At 38.5% G+C, this 17,330-nt stretch carries 13 protein-coding genes; 10 read left to right on the forward strand and 3 right to left on the reverse strand.

All coding sequences use genetic code 11. From position 1 onward, the window contains the following. Positions 1-168: 168 nt before the first annotated feature. On the reverse strand, positions 169-2,352 hold the full coding sequence (locus tag ACQ7EO_RS07135; protein ID WP_434279242.1) for a solute carrier family 23 protein: 2,184 nt from the start codon (positions 2,350-2,352) through the stop codon (positions 169-171). 987 nt (positions 2,353-3,339) lie between these two features. Between ACQ7EO_RS07135 and ACQ7EO_RS07140 the strand changes: the two genes are divergently transcribed. The 8 genes from ACQ7EO_RS07140 (at position 3,340) to ACQ7EO_RS07175 (ending at position 11,307) form a co-directional block, all read left to right on the forward strand. Beyond that, positions 3,340-4,683: a putative bifunctional diguanylate cyclase/phosphodiesterase gene (locus ACQ7EO_RS07140; RefSeq protein ID WP_434279243.1), complete on the forward strand. Its 1,344-nt coding sequence runs from the start codon at positions 3,340-3,342 to the stop codon at positions 4,681-4,683. Positions 4,684-4,905: 222 nt separating this feature from the next. Continuing rightward, entirely contained in the window at positions 4,906-5,892 is a 987-nt protein-coding gene (locus ACQ7EO_RS07145; protein WP_434279244.1) for a quinone oxidoreductase family protein, read from the forward strand. An 11-nt stretch (positions 5,893-5,903) separates the two neighbouring features. Beyond that, positions 5,904-6,752, forward strand: coding sequence for a TauD/TfdA dioxygenase family protein (locus ACQ7EO_RS07150; RefSeq protein ID WP_419300730.1), 849 nt, complete (start codon positions 5,904-5,906; stop codon positions 6,750-6,752). Between the two features lie 58 nt (positions 6,753-6,810). Beyond that, entirely contained in the window at positions 6,811-7,863 is a 1,053-nt protein-coding gene (locus tag ACQ7EO_RS07155) for a 3-keto-5-aminohexanoate cleavage protein (RefSeq protein WP_004724790.1), read from the forward strand. A 118-nt stretch (positions 7,864-7,981) separates the two neighbouring features. Continuing rightward, positions 7,982-9,325, forward strand: coding sequence for an MFS transporter (locus ACQ7EO_RS07160; RefSeq protein ID WP_434279245.1), 1,344 nt, complete (start codon positions 7,982-7,984; stop codon positions 9,323-9,325). Continuing rightward, positions 9,325-9,978 (forward strand): DsbA family oxidoreductase, encoded by a 654-nt coding sequence (locus ACQ7EO_RS07165; protein ID WP_434279246.1) that lies wholly within the window; start codon positions 9,325-9,327, stop codon positions 9,976-9,978. Before ACQ7EO_RS07160 ends, ACQ7EO_RS07165 begins: the two co-directional genes overlap by 1 nt. After that, positions 9,975-10,304 carry a Rieske (2Fe-2S) protein gene (locus ACQ7EO_RS07170; RefSeq protein WP_434279247.1) on the forward strand — a complete coding sequence of 110 codons (330 nt, stop codon included), beginning with the start codon at positions 9,975-9,977 and terminating at the stop codon, positions 10,302-10,304. Before ACQ7EO_RS07165 ends, ACQ7EO_RS07170 begins: the two co-directional genes overlap by 4 nt. Next, positions 10,297-11,307, forward strand: coding sequence for a YeiH family protein (locus ACQ7EO_RS07175; RefSeq protein ID WP_434279248.1), 1,011 nt, complete (start codon positions 10,297-10,299; stop codon positions 11,305-11,307). The genes ACQ7EO_RS07170 and ACQ7EO_RS07175 overlap by 8 nt, the downstream gene beginning before the upstream one ends. Before the next feature lie 131 nt (positions 11,308-11,438). On the opposite strand, the gene ACQ7EO_RS07180 is transcribed toward ACQ7EO_RS07175, so the two are convergent. Then, positions 11,439-12,470: an AraC family transcriptional regulator gene (locus tag ACQ7EO_RS07180; protein ID WP_434279603.1), complete on the reverse strand. Its 1,032-nt coding sequence runs from the start codon at positions 12,468-12,470 to the stop codon at positions 11,439-11,441. Positions 12,471-12,888: 418 nt separating this feature from the next. Continuing rightward, complete coding sequence (locus ACQ7EO_RS07185; RefSeq protein WP_434279249.1) at positions 12,889-13,986, reverse strand: OmpW/AlkL family protein; 1,098 nt, start codon at positions 13,984-13,986, stop codon at positions 12,889-12,891. A gap of 343 nt (positions 13,987-14,329) precedes the next feature. Between ACQ7EO_RS07185 and ACQ7EO_RS07190 the strand changes: the two genes are divergently transcribed. Continuing rightward, positions 14,330-14,920 carry an RBBP9/YdeN family alpha/beta hydrolase gene (locus tag ACQ7EO_RS07190; protein ID WP_434279250.1) on the forward strand — a complete coding sequence of 197 codons (591 nt, stop codon included), beginning with the start codon at positions 14,330-14,332 and terminating at the stop codon, positions 14,918-14,920. 196 nt (positions 14,921-15,116) lie between these two features. Continuing rightward, the gene (locus ACQ7EO_RS07195; RefSeq protein ID WP_434279251.1) at positions 15,117-16,952 is read left to right on the forward strand and encodes a DUF1302 domain-containing protein; all 1,836 of its coding nucleotides are present in this window, start codon (positions 15,117-15,119) and stop codon (positions 16,950-16,952) included. Positions 16,953-17,330 lie beyond the last annotated feature (378 nt).

A 17,330-nucleotide genomic window follows, 5' to 3' on the forward strand; every position in this document is an offset into this window, starting at 1 on the left:
GTAAAAATCAAATTTTTACATCTATGCATTCAAAGTTAGTAAAGATCTATTAGAGATTTTTATTTGAGGGGAAGATGACATCCATGTCGATCATTACACTTGTCTTTAAGACTAGCTTTATGCTGATATCCTTATACAGATCATAACGAGATCATACTGGTATCGACTTTATAAAAAATCCACTTTTCCAGTTTTTACATCATAAATACCACCCGCAATGCCAATTTCACCTTCTTCGACCATCTTTTTCAGTACTGGGCTATTTCTTAAGATATAGGCAATATTATTTTGCACATTTGCAATGGTCACCGCCTGAATGAAATTACTGGTGAGTTGGTAATCAGTCATTTCTTTATGTACGTTTTCTGCCGCCTGCATAATCGGTTTAAGAAAATATTGTACATGTGGGGTTTCGTTGAGTTGAGTGATATCCATTTTTTGTTCATACATCTGACATGCTGCTGTCACTGCACCACAATCTGTATGGCCCAATACTAAAATTAATTTGGAACCCTTGCTCTTACAGGCGAACTCTAGAGAACCCAATACTTTTTCGCCCGCAATATTTCCAGCAATGCGTAGACTAAATAAGTCACCAATACCAACATCAAAAATCCGTTCTGTTGGTGCACGTGAATCCATACAGCCTAGAACGGCTGCAAATGGATGCTGTCCAGATTGTGCAGTGACTTGAATTTGACGAGCAATATTATGATAAATCCGTTCATGGTTAACGAACCGCTGATTGCCCTCTTTGAGTAGCTGAAATACTTGTGCAGGCGTAAGTTGTCGCTGAATTTCCTGAGTACTGACATCAATATCCAGTTCTTCTTCTTTAATTTCAGGATAATGTATTTTAAAGCCTATTAGTTTTACATCGATGCCATTTTCTGCAGCTGTTTCATCCCTAAAATCTTTAATCACTTGATATACATCAGGATCAATATAATAGGTATTTGATGCATCGATCACTACAGTATCGCCACTGACTATTTTCTCTAAAGCAGAAACTAACGCTGAACGATTTAAAAAACTAATATTGGGTGCCAGTTCAATACGGGTAATATTTCCATGTAAATGTGCTTCATGGATGATACGAACACCACGGAATAAATTATTTTTTAATACAATGATAAAGCTAATCAACAGCCCTAACAAAATTCCGATAAGTAGATCTGTCGCGATAATTGCAACAACCGTTACAATGAAGGGTAGAAATTGCTTCCATCCTTGAGCATAGATCCGTTTAAAAAGTGACGGGCTGGCTAATTTTACGCCAGTTAAAATTAAAATAGCGGCAAGGGAAGATAATGGAACAACATTGATTAATGGTGTCAGAAATAAAACCGCAATAATCAATAAAATACCGTGAAAAATTGCAGAGAATTTAGTCTTTGCACCACTTGCTGCATTGACTGAACTTCGAACAATTACTGAGGTAATCGGCATACCTCCAATTAAACCAGACATGGTATTTCCGATACCCTGAGCAACCAATTCTTTGTTTGGCGGAGAGGCGCGCTTTTGCGGATCCATTTTGTCCGCGGCTTCTAGATTTAATAGCGTTTCAAGCGAGGCGACGATCGCCAGTGTGATAGCGCCTGTATAAATAATAGGATTATTCCATTGAGTGAAGTCAGGGAAACTGATAATTGATTCAACACCTGAAAAGATATTGGGAAGATTAACTAGATGTTCAGTGCTGACCGCGAGGCTGGAATTGGTACTGATAAAAAAATAGTTTAAGAGTCCCGCAAAAATAACCGCAATAAGTGCAGAGGGTACAACCATTTTTTTTAAAGGTGTTTTATCCCACAATAAAATAATGAATACACTTGAGATACCAATGATTGCCGCACCATAATCAAGATGCTGTAATAGGCCTGTCCCTTCGAACCAACGTTGTTGAAGAATTTCGGTTTTAATCCCAAAGAGCAGAGGAAGCTGATTGATGATCAAGATTAACCCGATGGCAACAAGAAGTCCCATAATCACATTGGTTGGGATAAAATTTGAATAGGTTCCCAACCGAAATAACCCGAAAAATAATTGGATGAGACCCGCTAAAACCAAACAAAATAAAAAAGCTTGATAGTTGCCTTCAAGCTTATCTAGCTGTGTTAAAACAATAGCGGTAAGTCCAGCAGCGGGACCTGACACACTGATATGAGAACCACTCAAATAACCGATAACGATTCCACCAATGACACCTGCAATAATACCGGAAATCAAGGGTGCACCTGAGGCACTGGCTATACCTAAACAGAGCGGTAGAGCGACTAAAAAAACAACTAAACCTGAGAGCAAATCATTTGTATAAAACTTTCTTCTGGGAACCAATTCCTGTTGCATAAATATTCTCGGCAAATTTATAAGTTTGATATGCATCTGGATACAGCCTGTTTCATGCTGTACACCAAACTTGCCTAAGTTAGATGAGAATGTGTCCGTAAACTTTAATATAGACCAAATGACAACAGATTATGAAAGAAACTCTATATCAGCTTTACAAATGATAAATTTTTCTGAATACTAAAGAAATTCTTAAATATTTATTCGAACAATTTGGTTAAATTATAAGTATTTTAATACGTTAATTTTAATTTGATTTTTAGGTTTTTGGCTAAAAAGTGCTGATGAAGTCTGTAAACTTATGGCTTGAGCAATAAGAAATGGTGATGTATTTGTTTTTTAATAGGTAAGTTTTACTTGCGAGCCGTGAGATCTTTTTCCAAAAAATTATTCAGATGTAAAACTTATATTGTTTTTATATTGGGTTTTGTAGGGTTTATGAAATATTTTAGAAAATATGTTTTTTCACGTGAATTTAGTTGTTTATTTGAGTGAGTAAAAATGAGTATTATGGTGTTTTAACTACACAATGCTTGTAGAGATATTTACTTTATCTACTCATCTGTTGGTGCTATATCATGTGAAAAAACATGTTATATTTCATTTGTATTTCAGATAGCTTTAACTAAAAGGGTCTATTGAGTACAACTCGCTTAGTAGAGTGCAGGAGCTGATACAATTTCATTAAAAAAATACTTTTTACCTTCACGACTATTTTTAATTTTATTTGCAATATTGATTTTGAACACTTTTGGCTTTTTGGTAATGTCAAAAAATATAAATGGATGGATTACTAGATGGATAATTATTTAAGGGACTAAATTGAAGACGACATTCGTTTTTTAAAGCTAATCAAGCATATTAACAAGTCAGATATTTATAAATTATAAGTATTTTTAATCGCTTAGTGTTTATTGATGTGATTCTGAAATTGTGTATAAAACAATGCGGATACTTGATCAATAAATATTTGTAATGAGGGTATTTATGGTCGTTTTATCCTATTTAAAAAACCAAAACAAACATTTCAACGCCGTAAAAAACCAACAAATAACGATTGCAGCTAAAGCAAACATTATTATCTGTATCGCATTTTGCCTATTTTGGACAATATATTTTAGCTTTGCTGAGATGTGGTTCATTGTTTGTATTGATATTTTTTTTACAACAATGTCGATCTTCAGTTTATTTTTGATTTATATACATCGGGTTTCAGCTGGCATATTGGTTTCACAAATTGTGCTCTTTGTTTTTCCTGTGGTTTTTTGCTTAATATTTGATGTCGCTACAATAGATCACCCCAGAGTTGCGCATTTATTTCTTCCAGCAGGAGCCATATTGGGATATTTGAATTATCGAAGAGATCCCAATGCGTTACAACTAATTTTAATTATCTTATCCATTGCCGCTTTTATCTTTTTTAGCGGGAGTGCGTTTACTTTAGATGGAGCAATACCTTTAGCTGAAAGTATTCGGGCTTATGGTGGTTGGATTGCAATATCTGTTGCCACTTTAATGATTTGTATCTCAATTTTTGTGATGCAATTGGAATTGCAGATAGAAAATAAGCTGGTGCAGGATCTCCGCTTGGCACTTTCAAAACAGCAGTTTGAACTTTTTTATCAACCTCAAGTAAATTCTTGTGAAAAAATTATAGGCGCTGAAATTTTGTTACGCTGGCGTCACCCGACACTTGGTTATATCCCAGCAAAAGATTTTATTCCTGTAGCGGAAACTTTGGAATTAATGCCTAAAATTGGAGATTGGATACTGATTCAAGCAAGCAAGGTATTACAAGACTGGCGTAAAAATGAATCTACAAAAGATCTTACACTTTCAGTCAATATAAGTGCTGATCATTTTATGCAAGAGAATTTTGAGCAAATCGTGACCTCTATGGTGGAGAGAAATGCAGTGCTTCCATCCCAACTCATATTAGAAATAACTGAAAGGGTTGCGTTAAATAATATTGAAAGTGTTATAGAAAAAATGGGCTTTCTGGATAAAAATGGCATTCAGCTTGCTTTAGATGATTTTGGCACAGGTTATTCATCATTAAGCTATTTGCAGAAAATGCCGATTAGCCAAATCAAAATTGATCAGAGTTTTGTGCAAGCGGCTTTAGATGATGAACGGTGTAATAAATTGGTATATGGGATTGTTAAAATAGGCCTTGATTTAAATCTGCGTGTTTTAGCAGAGGGGATTGAGACCGCTGAGCAATTTAATCGCTTTCAAGAAAATGGTTGCACTGAATTTCAAGGCTACCTTTGGGGATGTCCAATGCCTTTAACGGATTTTATGAACAAAGTAGCTGAGCAAAATCATTAAAATTTGGGATAAAAAATCCACTCAAGATAAACCATAAAAAATATTCAACTCCATAAAATAATTCAAAAACAGAGCCTTACTAAACTAGCTTACAATTTTAACCACAAGCATGTCGTAAAATGCTAAGTCAGTGTCGTCTTATGTAAAGTGAGCTGCATCTGCTGTGTTGTAGTTTTAATCATGATTTTTAAATATTGATAAAAATACGGCATGGATAGGCAAATGGCATTGAATAAAGCAATACGGTTTTATGAAACAGGAACACCAGATGTTTTGCAATATGAAGACATCGATGTTGGTGAACCAGCAGCAGGGCAAGTGCGCCTGCGTCATGTGGCAGTTGGATTAAATTATGCTGACACTTATTTTCGCGACGGCACATATAAAATTCCACTACCAAACGGTATGGGCGTAGAAGCGTCTGGTGTAGTCGAAGCCGTGGGTGAGGGTATAGATCACATTCAAGTGGGTGATCGAGTCACTTATACCGGCTTTTTAAATACTTTAGGTGCTTATAGCACGGCACGTTTAATCTCAGCTGATGTATTAATCAAACTACCTGAAGAAATTTCTTGTGAAACAGCCGCAGCAATGACCATGCGGGGATTAACCTCGGCTTATTTAATGCGTCGTATTTATGACTTTAAAAAAGGGGACACCATTTTATTACATGCCGCCGCTGGTGGTGTGGGCTTGATTGTTTCTCAATGGGCAAAGTTACTCGGTTTAACTGTGATTGGTACAACCTCTTCAGAAGAAAAAGCGCAAATTGCCCGTGCACATGGCTGTGACCACGTCATTAATTATAGCTATGAAAATGTTGCAGAACGAGTACGAGAATTAACCGATGGGGTCGGTGTGAATGTGGTCTTTGATAGTGTCGGTAAAGATACGTTTATGGCATCGCTTGATTCATTAAAACGCCGTGGCTTATTGGTTTGTGTAGGGACTGCTTCTGGTGCCATTCCAGAATTTAATCCCGTCTTGTTGGCAATGAAAGGCTCTCTTTATATGACCCGCCCAGCACTGGCAGATTTCATTGCTGATCCTATAGAAAAACAAGAACTTGCCAATGAGTTATTTGACCACGTCCGACATGGACGCATCAAAATTGAAATCAATCAACGCTATGAACTCAAGGATGCAGTTCAAGCTCACCGTGATCTAGAAGCACGTAAAACCACAGGATCATCAATTTTTGTCATTTGAAGGGATGTCTTATGCAAGTTGAACAATTAAGTTGCAATATCGGTGCAGAATTATTGGGCGTCAATCTGGCAGATGCCATTGATGATGATGAGCTATTTACTGAAATTCGTCAGAATTTGTTAAAGCATCGGGTTTTATTTTTAAGAGATCAAAACCTAAGCCGGGCTGAACATGTGGCATTTGCTGAGCGCTTTGGACAACTAGAAAGCCATCCTGCTGTTGGAAGTCATCCAGAGCATCCAGGGCTGGTACAAATTTATAAAAGCCCAGAGAGCCCAATTGATCGTTATGAAAATGCTTGGCACAGCGATGCAAGCTGGCGCAAAGTTCCGCCAATGGGTTGTGTACTACGCTGTATTGAATGTCCGACAGTGGGTGGAGATACCATGTGGACCAATATGGTGATGGCCTATGAAAATCTACCCGTAGAAATCAAAACAAAAATTGCAAATTTACGTGCCTATCACAGTATTGAAGCTAGTTTTGGCGCAATGATGCCGATTGAAAAACGTTTGGCATTAAAAGAACAGTTCCCCGATGCAGAACATCCTGTGGTACGTACGCATCCTGAGACAGGTGAGAAGATTCTTTATGTCAACGCCTTTACCACTCATTTTAGTAATTACCATACCAAAGAACATGTCCGTTTTGGACAAGATGCCAACCCCGGTGCAACCGATTTACTGCGTTATTTAATTACCCAAGCTTATATTCCTGAGTACCAAGTTCGTTGGAGTTGGAAACCGAATAGTATCGCAATTTGGGACAACCGCAGTACACAACATTATGCCGTAATGGACTATCCACCATGTCATCGAAAAATGGAACGGGCAGGCATTATTGGTGATGCAACTTATTAAGCGTAGCAGTTAACGATTTTATCTAAACCCTAATTTTAAAATACATATGGAGATGTTTATGCAATTCTTTGATGACTCATTGCACCCTGAAAACATGGACAAAGTGGTGATTACGGTAGCGCCTTATGGGCCTGAATGGATGCCTGAGGATTTTCCTGAAGATATTCCGGTGACCATGCAAGAACAAATTCAAAAAGCGGTAGAGTGCTATGAAGCAGGTGCTTCAGTCCTCCATTTGCATGTTCGAGAGCTGGATGGGAAAGGTTCGAAACGTCTGTCTAAGTTTAATGAACTCATTGCTGGTGTGCGCGAAGCGGTGCCTGATATGATCATTCAAGTGGGTGGATCAATTTCTTTTGCCCCAGAAAGTGAAGGTGAAGCTGCAATTTGGTTAAGCGATGATACGCGTCATATGTTGGCCGAATTAATGCCAAAACCAGACCAAGTAACCGTGGCGATCAATACCACTCAAATGAATATTATGGAGTTGCTCTATCCTGAATATTTAGAAGGCACTTCTTTGGCACATCCAGCAATTCAGGCAGCTTATGCAGAAATGACAGTACCCGCAGGTCCAGCTTGGGTTGCAGAGCATTTAAAGCGTTTAACTGAAAATGGCATTCAACCACATTTCCAATTAACTGGGATGCATGGTTTAGAAACGCTGGAACGTATGGTGCGTAAAGGGCTGTATAAAGGTCCGTTGAATCTAACCTGGATTGGAATTGGTGGTGGTTTTGATGGACCAAATCCTTTTAATTTCTTTAACTTTATTCATCGCGTACCTGATGGTTGTACTTTAACTTCAGAGTCTTTACTTAAAAATGTTTTGCCGTTTAACACCATGTCAATGGCGATGGGCTTACATGCACGTGTCGGAAATGAAGACACCATTATCGATCATCAAGGTCAGCGTTTTTCTTCTGTACAGCAGATTCAACAGACCGTGCGTATTGCCCATGAATTAGGTCGTGAAGTCGCATCAGGTAAAGAAGCACGTGAAATTTATCGTATTGGCGTGCAATACGACACGATTGAAGAAACTTTGTTGGAAAATGGTATGGCGCCCAATCGTAAAGCAGGTCAAAAGGGTGTTCCACAGCGTAAATAATGATTTGAGCCAAAAGGATTTTTGATTCAAACAGTGAGAAAAAGATGATTACGTTACTGTGAAGTCGCGTAGTCATCAAAAAAATGAATGAGAAATTATAAAAACACAAGGAGAACGTATGGATGCGCATCAATATTCAAGTCCTGCGGACGGTGTAGATACTTCGGTTGGCATTCCACGTAAATATGCATGGTTGGTTTTTGCACTGACATTTGGTTTGTTGATTTCTGACTATATGTCACGGCAAGTCTTAAATGCAGTATTCCCACTGATCAAAAGTGAATGGGCTTTGACAGACAGCCAACTTGGATTATTAAGTGGGATTGTGGCCTTGATGGTGGGTTTATTAACCTTACCTTTGTCGATCTTGGCAGATCGTTTTGGCAAAGTAAAAAGCTTAACTTTGATGGCTGTGTTGTGGAGTATGGCAACCTTAGGCTGTGCAGTTGCTGAAAGTTATCAACATATGTTTATTGCCCGATTTATGGTGGGTGTTGGCGAAGCTGCCTATGGCAGTGTCGGGATTGCTGTTGTTGTATCGGTTTTTCCTCGTGATATGCGTGCAACTTTAGCAAGTGCTTTTATGGCAGGTGGTGTGTTTGGCTCATTCTTAGGCATGGCTTTAGGCGGTGTAATGGCTGAACATTTTGGCTGGCGTTGGGCATTTGGTGGAATGGCCGTCTTTGGGCTGATTCTGGCATTTTTATATCCTATTGTGGTTAAAGAAAACAAGATAGGAACCGTTCAAGACAAAATTAAGACCCAACAGAAACAGGATAAGTCGAGATGTCCTTTACGATCGATTTATTCAAGTCGGTCTGTGATCGCCACTTATATTGGCAGTGGCTTGCAATTGTTTGTGGGTGGCACGGTCATCGTTTGGCTTCCCAGTTATCTCAATCGATATTACGGATTGGGTACAGATAAAGCGGGGTTGGTCGCTGCAATGGTGGTACTCAGTAGTGCAGTTGGCACGATTTTATGTGGGATGTTATGTGATCGTTTAGGACGAGATCGACCAGACCGAAAAGTCAGTTTAGCGATTGCATTTTGTTTGATCGGTTGTGTGTTGCTATCCATCGCTTTTGCCATGTCTGTCGGGAATGCTCAATTGATCATGATTTGTATTGGGATGTTTATTGCATTGGGTACCAATGGACCATCCAGCGCAATGGTTGCCAACCTGACACATCATTCTGTACATAGCACAGCATTTGCAACATTAACTTTGGCAAATAATTTTCTCGGCTTGGCTTTAGGACCTTTAATGATTGGAAAGCTATCTGACGTGATTGGTTTACACCATGCTTTTCAATTGATGCCTCTGATGAGCATTGTGGCTGCTGCCGTATTCTTCTATGCAAAACGCCATTATGCCCATGATATTAAAAAATTTAATGCACAAGCAGCACGACAAGGTCAAACAGTACAAGCACAGTCATGCAATATGGGTAATCAGTAATGACGCGTAAAATGAATATTGAAGTTTTTTTTGATTTTATCTGCCCTTGGTGTTTGATTGGAAAACGTCATTTACAGACTGCGATTCAAAAATTAAAACAAAGTGATCCAGATGTTGTGGTCAATATCCAGTGGCGTGGTGTACAGCTTTTACCCCATATTCCGCTGGTGGGTGTTCCTTTTGATGCCTTTTATTTACAACGATTAGGCAGTTCAACAGCCGTTCGAATGCGCCAAACTCAAGTTCGTCAAGCCGCGAAGGCGGTCAATGTCGATATTGATTTTGATCGAATTCGCCGTATGCCAAACACAGCTATGGCACATCATATTTTTGCAAATATTTCAAAAGTATATCATTCAGATCAAAGTGAGCGATTTTTAGATGCGCTATTCACAGCCTATTTTCATCATTCGGAAAATATAGGCGAGTTCGCAACATTGCAGAAAATAGCCATGTATTGCGGTTTTGCGGATGAGGTGGTTGAAGGTATTTTAGCAAAACCATTCGTTCCTTTTATCTCAGCAGATACAGGGGGTAAAGGGGTACCGTATTTTGTTTTTGCTGGAAGTTTTGCAATGGCTGGGGCACAACCTGCAAGTGCACTTTATCAAGCAATGCTGGATACCCTTCAAGTACAAGGACAAATGGTATGAGCTTGCGTTTTCAAGTTCCTCAAGAAAAAATCCCAACTTTAGGCAATCGATCCTTTTTGATGATCGGTGACCGATCCCTAATTTTATTTAATATTGCCGAACAATTTTATGCGATTAATGACAGTTGCCCACATCAGGGTGCTTCATTACTCAATGGGAAATTAGAAGGCAAGGTAATTCAATGTTGTGCACATGGTTTACGTTTTAACTTGGCAAATGGTTATTTACTCAATTCTACACAGCTACAAGTTCAATCATACCCAGTAGAAGTGATTGGCGAAAATGTTTTTATTGGTTTGGATTGTGGAGTGGCGCTAGATGAGTAAATTAGATTCTATGGCTTGGCAGCCACGGCTAAGTGCGCTTATGCCCGGATTTATTGTTAGTACTGTGGTTGCCGCTGCGGCCTGTTTTTTATCTGAGCATTATGGTGCGCCAGTGATGTTATTCGCTTTATTGCTCGGGATGGGTGTGAACTTTCTTGCAACAGAAGGCAAGTGTAAAGCGGGTATCGAATTTACTGCACGAGAAGTATTGCGTTTTGGGATCGCCTTACTCGGAATGCGAATTACCCTTGAGCAAATGACTGCGCTAGGTTGGCAGCCCATTGTTTTGGTTATTTCATTGGTCGTCATTACCATTCTTGCTTCAGTCATCGCAGCAAAAGTGCTCGGGTTTAATAAGTTTTTCGGTATGCTGACTGGTGGCGCGACAGCGATCTGTGGGGCTTCCGCAGCATTGGCCTTGTCTGCAGCATTACCCAGTCATCCACAAAAAGAAAAAGCAACCTTATTCACCGTCATTGGAGTATCTGCACTTTCAACTTTAGCAATGATTGTTTATCCCATGATTGCGCGATGGTTGGAATTGACCCCACAACATGCAGGGATTTTTTTAGGTGCAACCATCCATGATGTCGCCCAAGTGGTGGGGGCAGGTTATAGCATGTCTACAGAAACAGGCGATACTGCAACAGTGGTGAAATTGATGCGAGTTGCCATGCTTCTACCTGTCATCATCTGTGCAGCCATGATTACCCGTATGCAAGGCGTACCCTCTACGGGCAAAAGACCGCCATTATTGCCTTGGTTTGCAGTAGGATTTTTAATTCTTGCCTGTATAAATAGTACTGGATGGGTCCCTACAGTTGTTCAAACTGGAACGAATGAATTATCTCGTTGGTGTTTGATTATTTCGATTAGTGCGCTAGGAATGAAAACACAATTAAAAGAGTTAGCAACGGTGGGTATTAAACCGATTCTGCTGATGATTGGAGAAAGCGTTTTTCTGGTATTGTTGGTGCTCAGCCTGATGCATTGGTTATTTTAGTCGAGCTTTGATTTAACAAAAGTTTTGCAAGGTACAACCTTAAAGTTGATCTCCGCAAAACTTTTGTTTTAAGTGGCTTTTCTTATTCTTGTTTTGAAGTTAATACCAAGTTAGTTGTACCTTGATTGAATTTATATCGTATGTTCTTCAATGATCTCAGCCTTATTGTGGGTACGCCAAGCATTGGGTGTTATACCAAATTGACCGATAAACCATCGCGTAAAAGAGCTCGGCATAGAGTAACCGAGAATATCTGAAACTTGTGCCAGTGAATAATTGATATTTCTTAAATAGCGAAATACCAAATTTCTACGGACATCATTCATTAATTCACTAAAATTTGTATGTGCAGCTTCTAGACGCCGTTGTAGCGTTCTGACATTGACTTCATGGGTCTGCGCGACTTGATCAATTGTGGCACGTCCCATCGGTAAAAGCAGATAGATACTTTTACGGATATCAAAAATAAGTGATGACTCATTGTCTTTTTGTAAGATGTCAATATCGAGATAGCGCTGTGCATGGTTTGCCATTGCTGTATTTGCTTGAGGATTAATTTTATCAAGTTCTGATGATGAGCAAACAATACCATTAAACTCGCTACCAAATTCAAGTGAACTTCCAAAGACACGTTGATGCACTGTTAAGTCTTTTGGTGCATCATGGGTAAAATGAATACTTAATGGATGCCATTTTTGAGCTAATAATGCAGCACAAAAACGATGGGTAATCCCCAAAGCCAATTCAATCGCTTGACGACTATACTTTGCTGAAGCAGAAATCACTTCCACCCGAATAATCACGGTTTTTCCAACTTCCTCGATATATATTTCAAGTGCGTTATTGATGATATTTCGGTATCTTACAATTGTTTTTAAGGCATCACGTAACGTCTGTTGATAGCTTAATAATAGGCTTAGCTCACCAAAATCAGCAATTTGACGTTGTTCGGCCATATGTAGACCAAACACTTCACAACCACTGATTTGAGCAGAATGCTCTAATAGTGTCATGACTTTGTCGACGGAAATGCGTTGTTTTGAATCATTTAATTGAGCAGAATAAATTCCAGCGTCAGATAATAAATGGTATGGATTAAGGTCTAATTGTCGGCTTACATCCAGATAATTCTTGAGTACCGCTGTATGTGCAAGAGGAACCAATTTACACTCTCCTTGTCTTTTCATTAACCGTCCTGGTCAATACATCATTGTTTGAAGACTTTGCCAATACGCATTTATAAAAGTTTTTGCGTATGTCTAATCTCAATAATTTTATCAAAACTTCTTAAATTTTATCAAAACTTCTTAAAAAGTATCTCAATTCATTACACCTTGAGACCATAAAAATAGAGTATCAAATTTGTTTAACAAAGAGGAGTGTTTTAAAAGGACTGCACTTTATGGAGTAAAGAACAGCCTTTTAAAACGTATTAATGTGCGACACAATTTAGGGATATTGCTTACACATTAATTCTTTTAGATGGGGCATTGCGACTCATATCGGATTGTAGATATTCAGTACACAATATTTTTAAAATTAAATGGTTGGTAGATATAGGGCTACAATCAATCCATTTAATTAAAAACGATAGCCTACCCCAAGATATGTGACCAAAGGATCCAAATCAATTTTTGTCGTGGACTTGATCAATTGGGTACCTGTCGATGTATCTGTGACAGTCACAGTTGCTACATTATTAAAGTTTGGCATATAACTTAAAGATCCAGTGGTAAACCAACGATCGGTTAAATCAAAGGTAAAACCTGCTGTGAGTACTGGTGCAAAGGCATCACTGGTTTTAACTTTAACTTTTGGTGTCGCTGTTGAACTGCCTTGACCACCGTGCAATGCTTCACCCGCTCGATCATTGAGGATATTATCAATCATATAACCTGCTTGAATAAGGTCTTGTTCTACACCGCCATTAAGCTTTAACTTATTAAAATGACCATATACAACACCCGCGCCAACAAAAGGTCGGAACTTAGTTTGTCCTAAAGCGCCAAAATGATATTTAACTGTTGCTGCAGGCGTCCATGCAGTCACTTCTGCAACTTTGCCATGTGCACCAAGATCGGTAATTAAGGTATCTTTTAGCAGTTTTAAACCATTTAAATAGGTCGGTGGTGTACCTTTTCCGGGGATATTGGCAGTGGAGAGTGCCGAAGCTCTAATTTCTCCAACGCCATCAATATCAATTTTTGGTGGGATACCACCGACTAATTCAAGAGATACATGATCATTTACAAAGTAGCTTAGAGTTAAACCCAATGTATCGGTATCCGCGACTTCCATCCCACCTTGAGCGGTATAATCAGAAATACCTGTGATATCCGATCTAGCTCCGGTGGTTAGACTTGCTGGAACTTTATAATTGGGGTCTGCTTTACCATTTTTGATAAAAGTATTTAATAAAAGCCCACCCATTCCCTTAATTTCAGATGCATTGGTTTCGTAGTTGGCAATATCACTTCCCCATAATGATGATCCAACGCCATAGCTGCCACCTTCTACAACACTGGTTGTTACATGTGTTGAGTTGGCTTTGCCTTGAGGCATGACATGCATCCAGCCTGCACTGACAGCCCAGCGTTTAGAGGCAGTAGAATCCGCATAACATAAATGAGTTGTTAATAGACATGCCAATGGCACAGCTATTCTACAAATTTGATTCATTTTAATTCCCTTGTAGTTCACTTTTTTTATGGTTTCAGCGGATCCTTTCTGAAACACGGCCCCATTATTAAAGTTGGCATTGGTTAAAGCAATCTCACCCATTTCATCAATAATATTCAAAATTTTAATGGAAAAATCAGTTAAATTTAAAATAAAACAATAAAATCAATTTCTTATGTTCTTTTTGATGCATGCTCGAATGCTGTATTGGAGCGGTCATTTGTCATCAAATGAAAAGAGGTTGTCATCAAATGTACATCACCAAAATCAACTAAACCGTATTGTGAATAAGCAATTTATAGAATTCATCTTCATTCATTCACTTAAAATTAAAGGTAGATCAATGGAAAAAATACAGACAAAGGCAACCGTTTTAATTGTTCCTGGTTTACGTGACCATGTTGCTGAACATTGGCAAACCTTATTGGAGCAAAGGCTGGTCAAGGTACGATCTGTCCCTGCATTAGAAACAGACAAACTCAACTGCATAAAAAGAGTTAAAGCGATCCAAGCACAATTTGAAGAAATTGATGGTCCTGTGATTTTAGTTGCACATAGTGCAGGGGTATTAATGACCGTTCACTGGGCAGCTCTGTATCAACACAATATTCAAGGGGCTTTGTTGGTGACACCACCCGATTTATCGGCCAAATGGCCTGAAAACTATCCAAGTTCTGTAATGCTAAAACAGCAAGGATGGGATCCTTTACCTGACAATATTTTGCCTTTTCCAAGCATTGTGGTCGCAAGTACAAATGACCATTTAGCCAGTTATGAGGCTGTTAGGACTATGGCAAAAACATGGGGCAGTCAATTGCTGAGTTTAGGTGAAGTGGGGCATCTTAATCCTGCTGCTGGATTTGGGTATTGGGCACAAGCTGAACAATTTATTCAACAATTAGACCAAGTGGATGATTCGATATGTATCGCTTAGTGCTTAGACTTTATATAGCGGAATTTATTGAGAAGTGGCTTGGTTCAATTTACAAGCCGTTTTAAGACAGCATTGCTCATTGGTTAGCAGTATTCATAACAGATTAAACAATTAAAAAATCATGCATATTTCAAAATAGTCAATATGGCTATTTATGGAGTTAAATCGAATTAAATCATATCGATATGGAGATCGAATGATGCAAAATGTGATATGTAGCAATAACGCGAAACACACGATTATTTTTACTCAAAAGCTGGGTGTCTGTTTAGTGCTGAGCTTAAGTATTTCAAAAGTCTCCGCAACAAGTGTTGAGATCAATGAGGATTGGAAATTTGAAACCAGTACCATGCTCAGCCTAGGTGCAAATTGGAGTACTCAAGATGCTTCAAATCAGTTGGTGTATAAACCTGATGCAAATCATATCGGAAAGAACGGTTTAAGCGTTGATGTGAATGGCGACGACGGGCATGTGAACTTTAGTCAAAACGATAATATTTCCCAAATTATAAAAGGGTTGACTGAGTTTCGTTTAAAAGGGCAACAACAGGGTGCAGTACTCAGCACTAAATATTGGTATGACCATGCTTATGAAACTGGTCGTGGAGATTTAAAAGCCTTTGATGATTCTGCGTGGCCTAGATTAGCTAAATTTAAGGGCATTGATCTTTGGGATGCCTATATCTGGAAAAATTTTGCTTTAGAAAATGGTCAAAATGCCAATCTAAAATTAGGCAAACATACTTTAAATTGGGGGAAATCGCAGTTTTTCCAAAATGGTATAAATTCAGTCAGTGCCTTGGATTATGCTGCAATCAATCGGCCGGGAGGAGAGGCAAAAGAACGAATCATTCCTATCGAAATGTTTTCATTTGAGGCTGGAATAACACCAAACCTTAAATTAGACGGTTTTTATCAGTTTAAGTTTAGACCTTCTGTGGTGGACGGGTGTGGGACTTTTTTTGCGATTTCTGATTTTGTTCCAGAAAATTGTGGCCCGATTATTTTGACCGTTACACCAGGAGATAAGTTGTCTGAAAGTGCTTTAGATGCACATACTTATATTCCACGGGCAGAAAGTCGATATGCCAAGAATAGTAGGCAATATGGTTTTGCTTTAAAGCAAACTTTACCTCGTTGGAATAATGCTGAACTTGGTGCATATTTTGCGAACTATCACAGTCGCAATGCTAATTTTGATGGTACAGCGGTAACTGCATCAGGGCCTGCATATTTTAATACAGCTCGATTTTTTTCAATTTATCCAGAAAATATTAAAATGTATGGATTAAGCCTAGCAGGAAAAGTAGGGACAACCGCTGTTTTTAGCGAATTAACCCATAAACCTAATCAACCCTTGCAATTAAATGGAACAGATATCGTCTATGCTCAAGTTTTAGACAAAGATACGCCTCTTACACCACCAGGAGTTGCGGCTGAATTTGGGCAATATTTACAAGGTTATGTAAGAACGCCTGTAACCCAATTTTCACTGGGTGCGAGTGATCGTTTAAACAATATATTGGCTGCAAATGCATTGAATTGGGCGGCAGAGTTTGCAGTGAATCATATTGCAGATATTGGTAATCATCGTTTTGGACGGGTCGGTGCATTTGGTCGGAGTGAGCTTTCTTCTGGAGCCTATAATCCTGAAACAGGTGAATACAAATGTACGCCTTATGGCACCGCACATCTTGCAAATGATATGATTGATCGTATGAATGAGCGCTTTTGTAATCGTGATGGTTTTTTTACGCAATGGTCATATGGCTATCGTTTACGAGGGGCTTTAAGTTATCAAGATATTTTACCTGCGACTGTGATCACACCAAGTGTAATCTTTCGCCATGATATAGCTGGATTTAGCCAAAACTTTCAAGAAGGTCAAATGAGTATTGCAGCCACTATTTCAGTGAGTTATCAGCAAAAGTATACAGCTGAACTTGCATATACCAATTTTTTTGGTTCGAATGATTTTAGTAACCTCGATGACCGAGATTTTGCTTCGCTGGTATTAAAAGCTAATTTTTAACATTCAGAAATTGGATGCCATGTTTATTGGAACGTTTGGCATCCAACATAAAACGCATCTTTTTAATAATAAATATTTAATTCATTTATACAGAAAATGCTTATACAGCTTTGGCAAAAACAGACTTTTCTGTTGTTCATGGTATTTAATTATTCAATCTTATCGATATTGATGTTATTGGAACTGCTAAGGATATTGAAGGGCATAGGCTTTATTATCACTATAAATATGACCTGTTCAATTGATCAAAAATTGCATTTGTTGTTTAATGATAAATTACATGAAATATGTATTAAATTATAATATTTGCATTTTATTTAAAAGTTGGTTTTTAAAAATTATGTAAATTTAAGTATTTATTTTTTAGAGTGTTTTTCT

The sequence above is a fragment of the Acinetobacter sp. CE-15 genome (assembly GCF_051059255.1).
Taxonomy (GTDB): Bacteria; Pseudomonadota; Gammaproteobacteria; order Pseudomonadales; family Moraxellaceae; genus Acinetobacter; species Acinetobacter guillouiae.

Excerpts from the sequence above, each read along its gene's own strand:
- ACQ7EO_RS07135 (WP_434279242.1), bottom strand. The coding sequence starts at position 2,352 with ATGCAACAGGAATTGGTTCCCAGAAGAAAGTTTTATACAAATGATTTG.
- ACQ7EO_RS07140 (WP_434279243.1), top strand. The coding sequence starts at position 3,340 with ATGGTCGTTTTATCCTATTTAAAAAACCAAAACAAACATTTCAACGCC.
- ACQ7EO_RS07145 (WP_434279244.1), top strand. The coding sequence starts at position 4,906 with ATGGCATTGAATAAAGCAATACGGTTTTATGAAACAGGAACACCAGAT.
- ACQ7EO_RS07150 (WP_419300730.1), top strand. The coding sequence starts at position 5,904 with ATGCAAGTTGAACAATTAAGTTGCAATATCGGTGCAGAATTATTGGGC.
- ACQ7EO_RS07155 (WP_004724790.1), top strand. The coding sequence starts at position 6,811 with ATGCAATTCTTTGATGACTCATTGCACCCTGAAAACATGGACAAAGTG.
- ACQ7EO_RS07160 (WP_434279245.1), top strand. The coding sequence starts at position 7,982 with ATGGATGCGCATCAATATTCAAGTCCTGCGGACGGTGTAGATACTTCG.
- ACQ7EO_RS07165 (WP_434279246.1), top strand. The coding sequence starts at position 9,325 with ATGACGCGTAAAATGAATATTGAAGTTTTTTTTGATTTTATCTGCCCT.
- ACQ7EO_RS07170 (WP_434279247.1), top strand. The coding sequence starts at position 9,975 with ATGAGCTTGCGTTTTCAAGTTCCTCAAGAAAAAATCCCAACTTTAGGC.
- ACQ7EO_RS07175 (WP_434279248.1), top strand. The coding sequence starts at position 10,297 with ATGAGTAAATTAGATTCTATGGCTTGGCAGCCACGGCTAAGTGCGCTT.
- ACQ7EO_RS07185 (WP_434279249.1), bottom strand. The coding sequence starts at position 13,986 with ATGAATCAAATTTGTAGAATAGCTGTGCCATTGGCATGTCTATTAACA.
- ACQ7EO_RS07190 (WP_434279250.1), top strand. The coding sequence starts at position 14,330 with ATGGAAAAAATACAGACAAAGGCAACCGTTTTAATTGTTCCTGGTTTA.
- ACQ7EO_RS07195 (WP_434279251.1), top strand. The coding sequence starts at position 15,117 with ATGATGCAAAATGTGATATGTAGCAATAACGCGAAACACACGATTATT.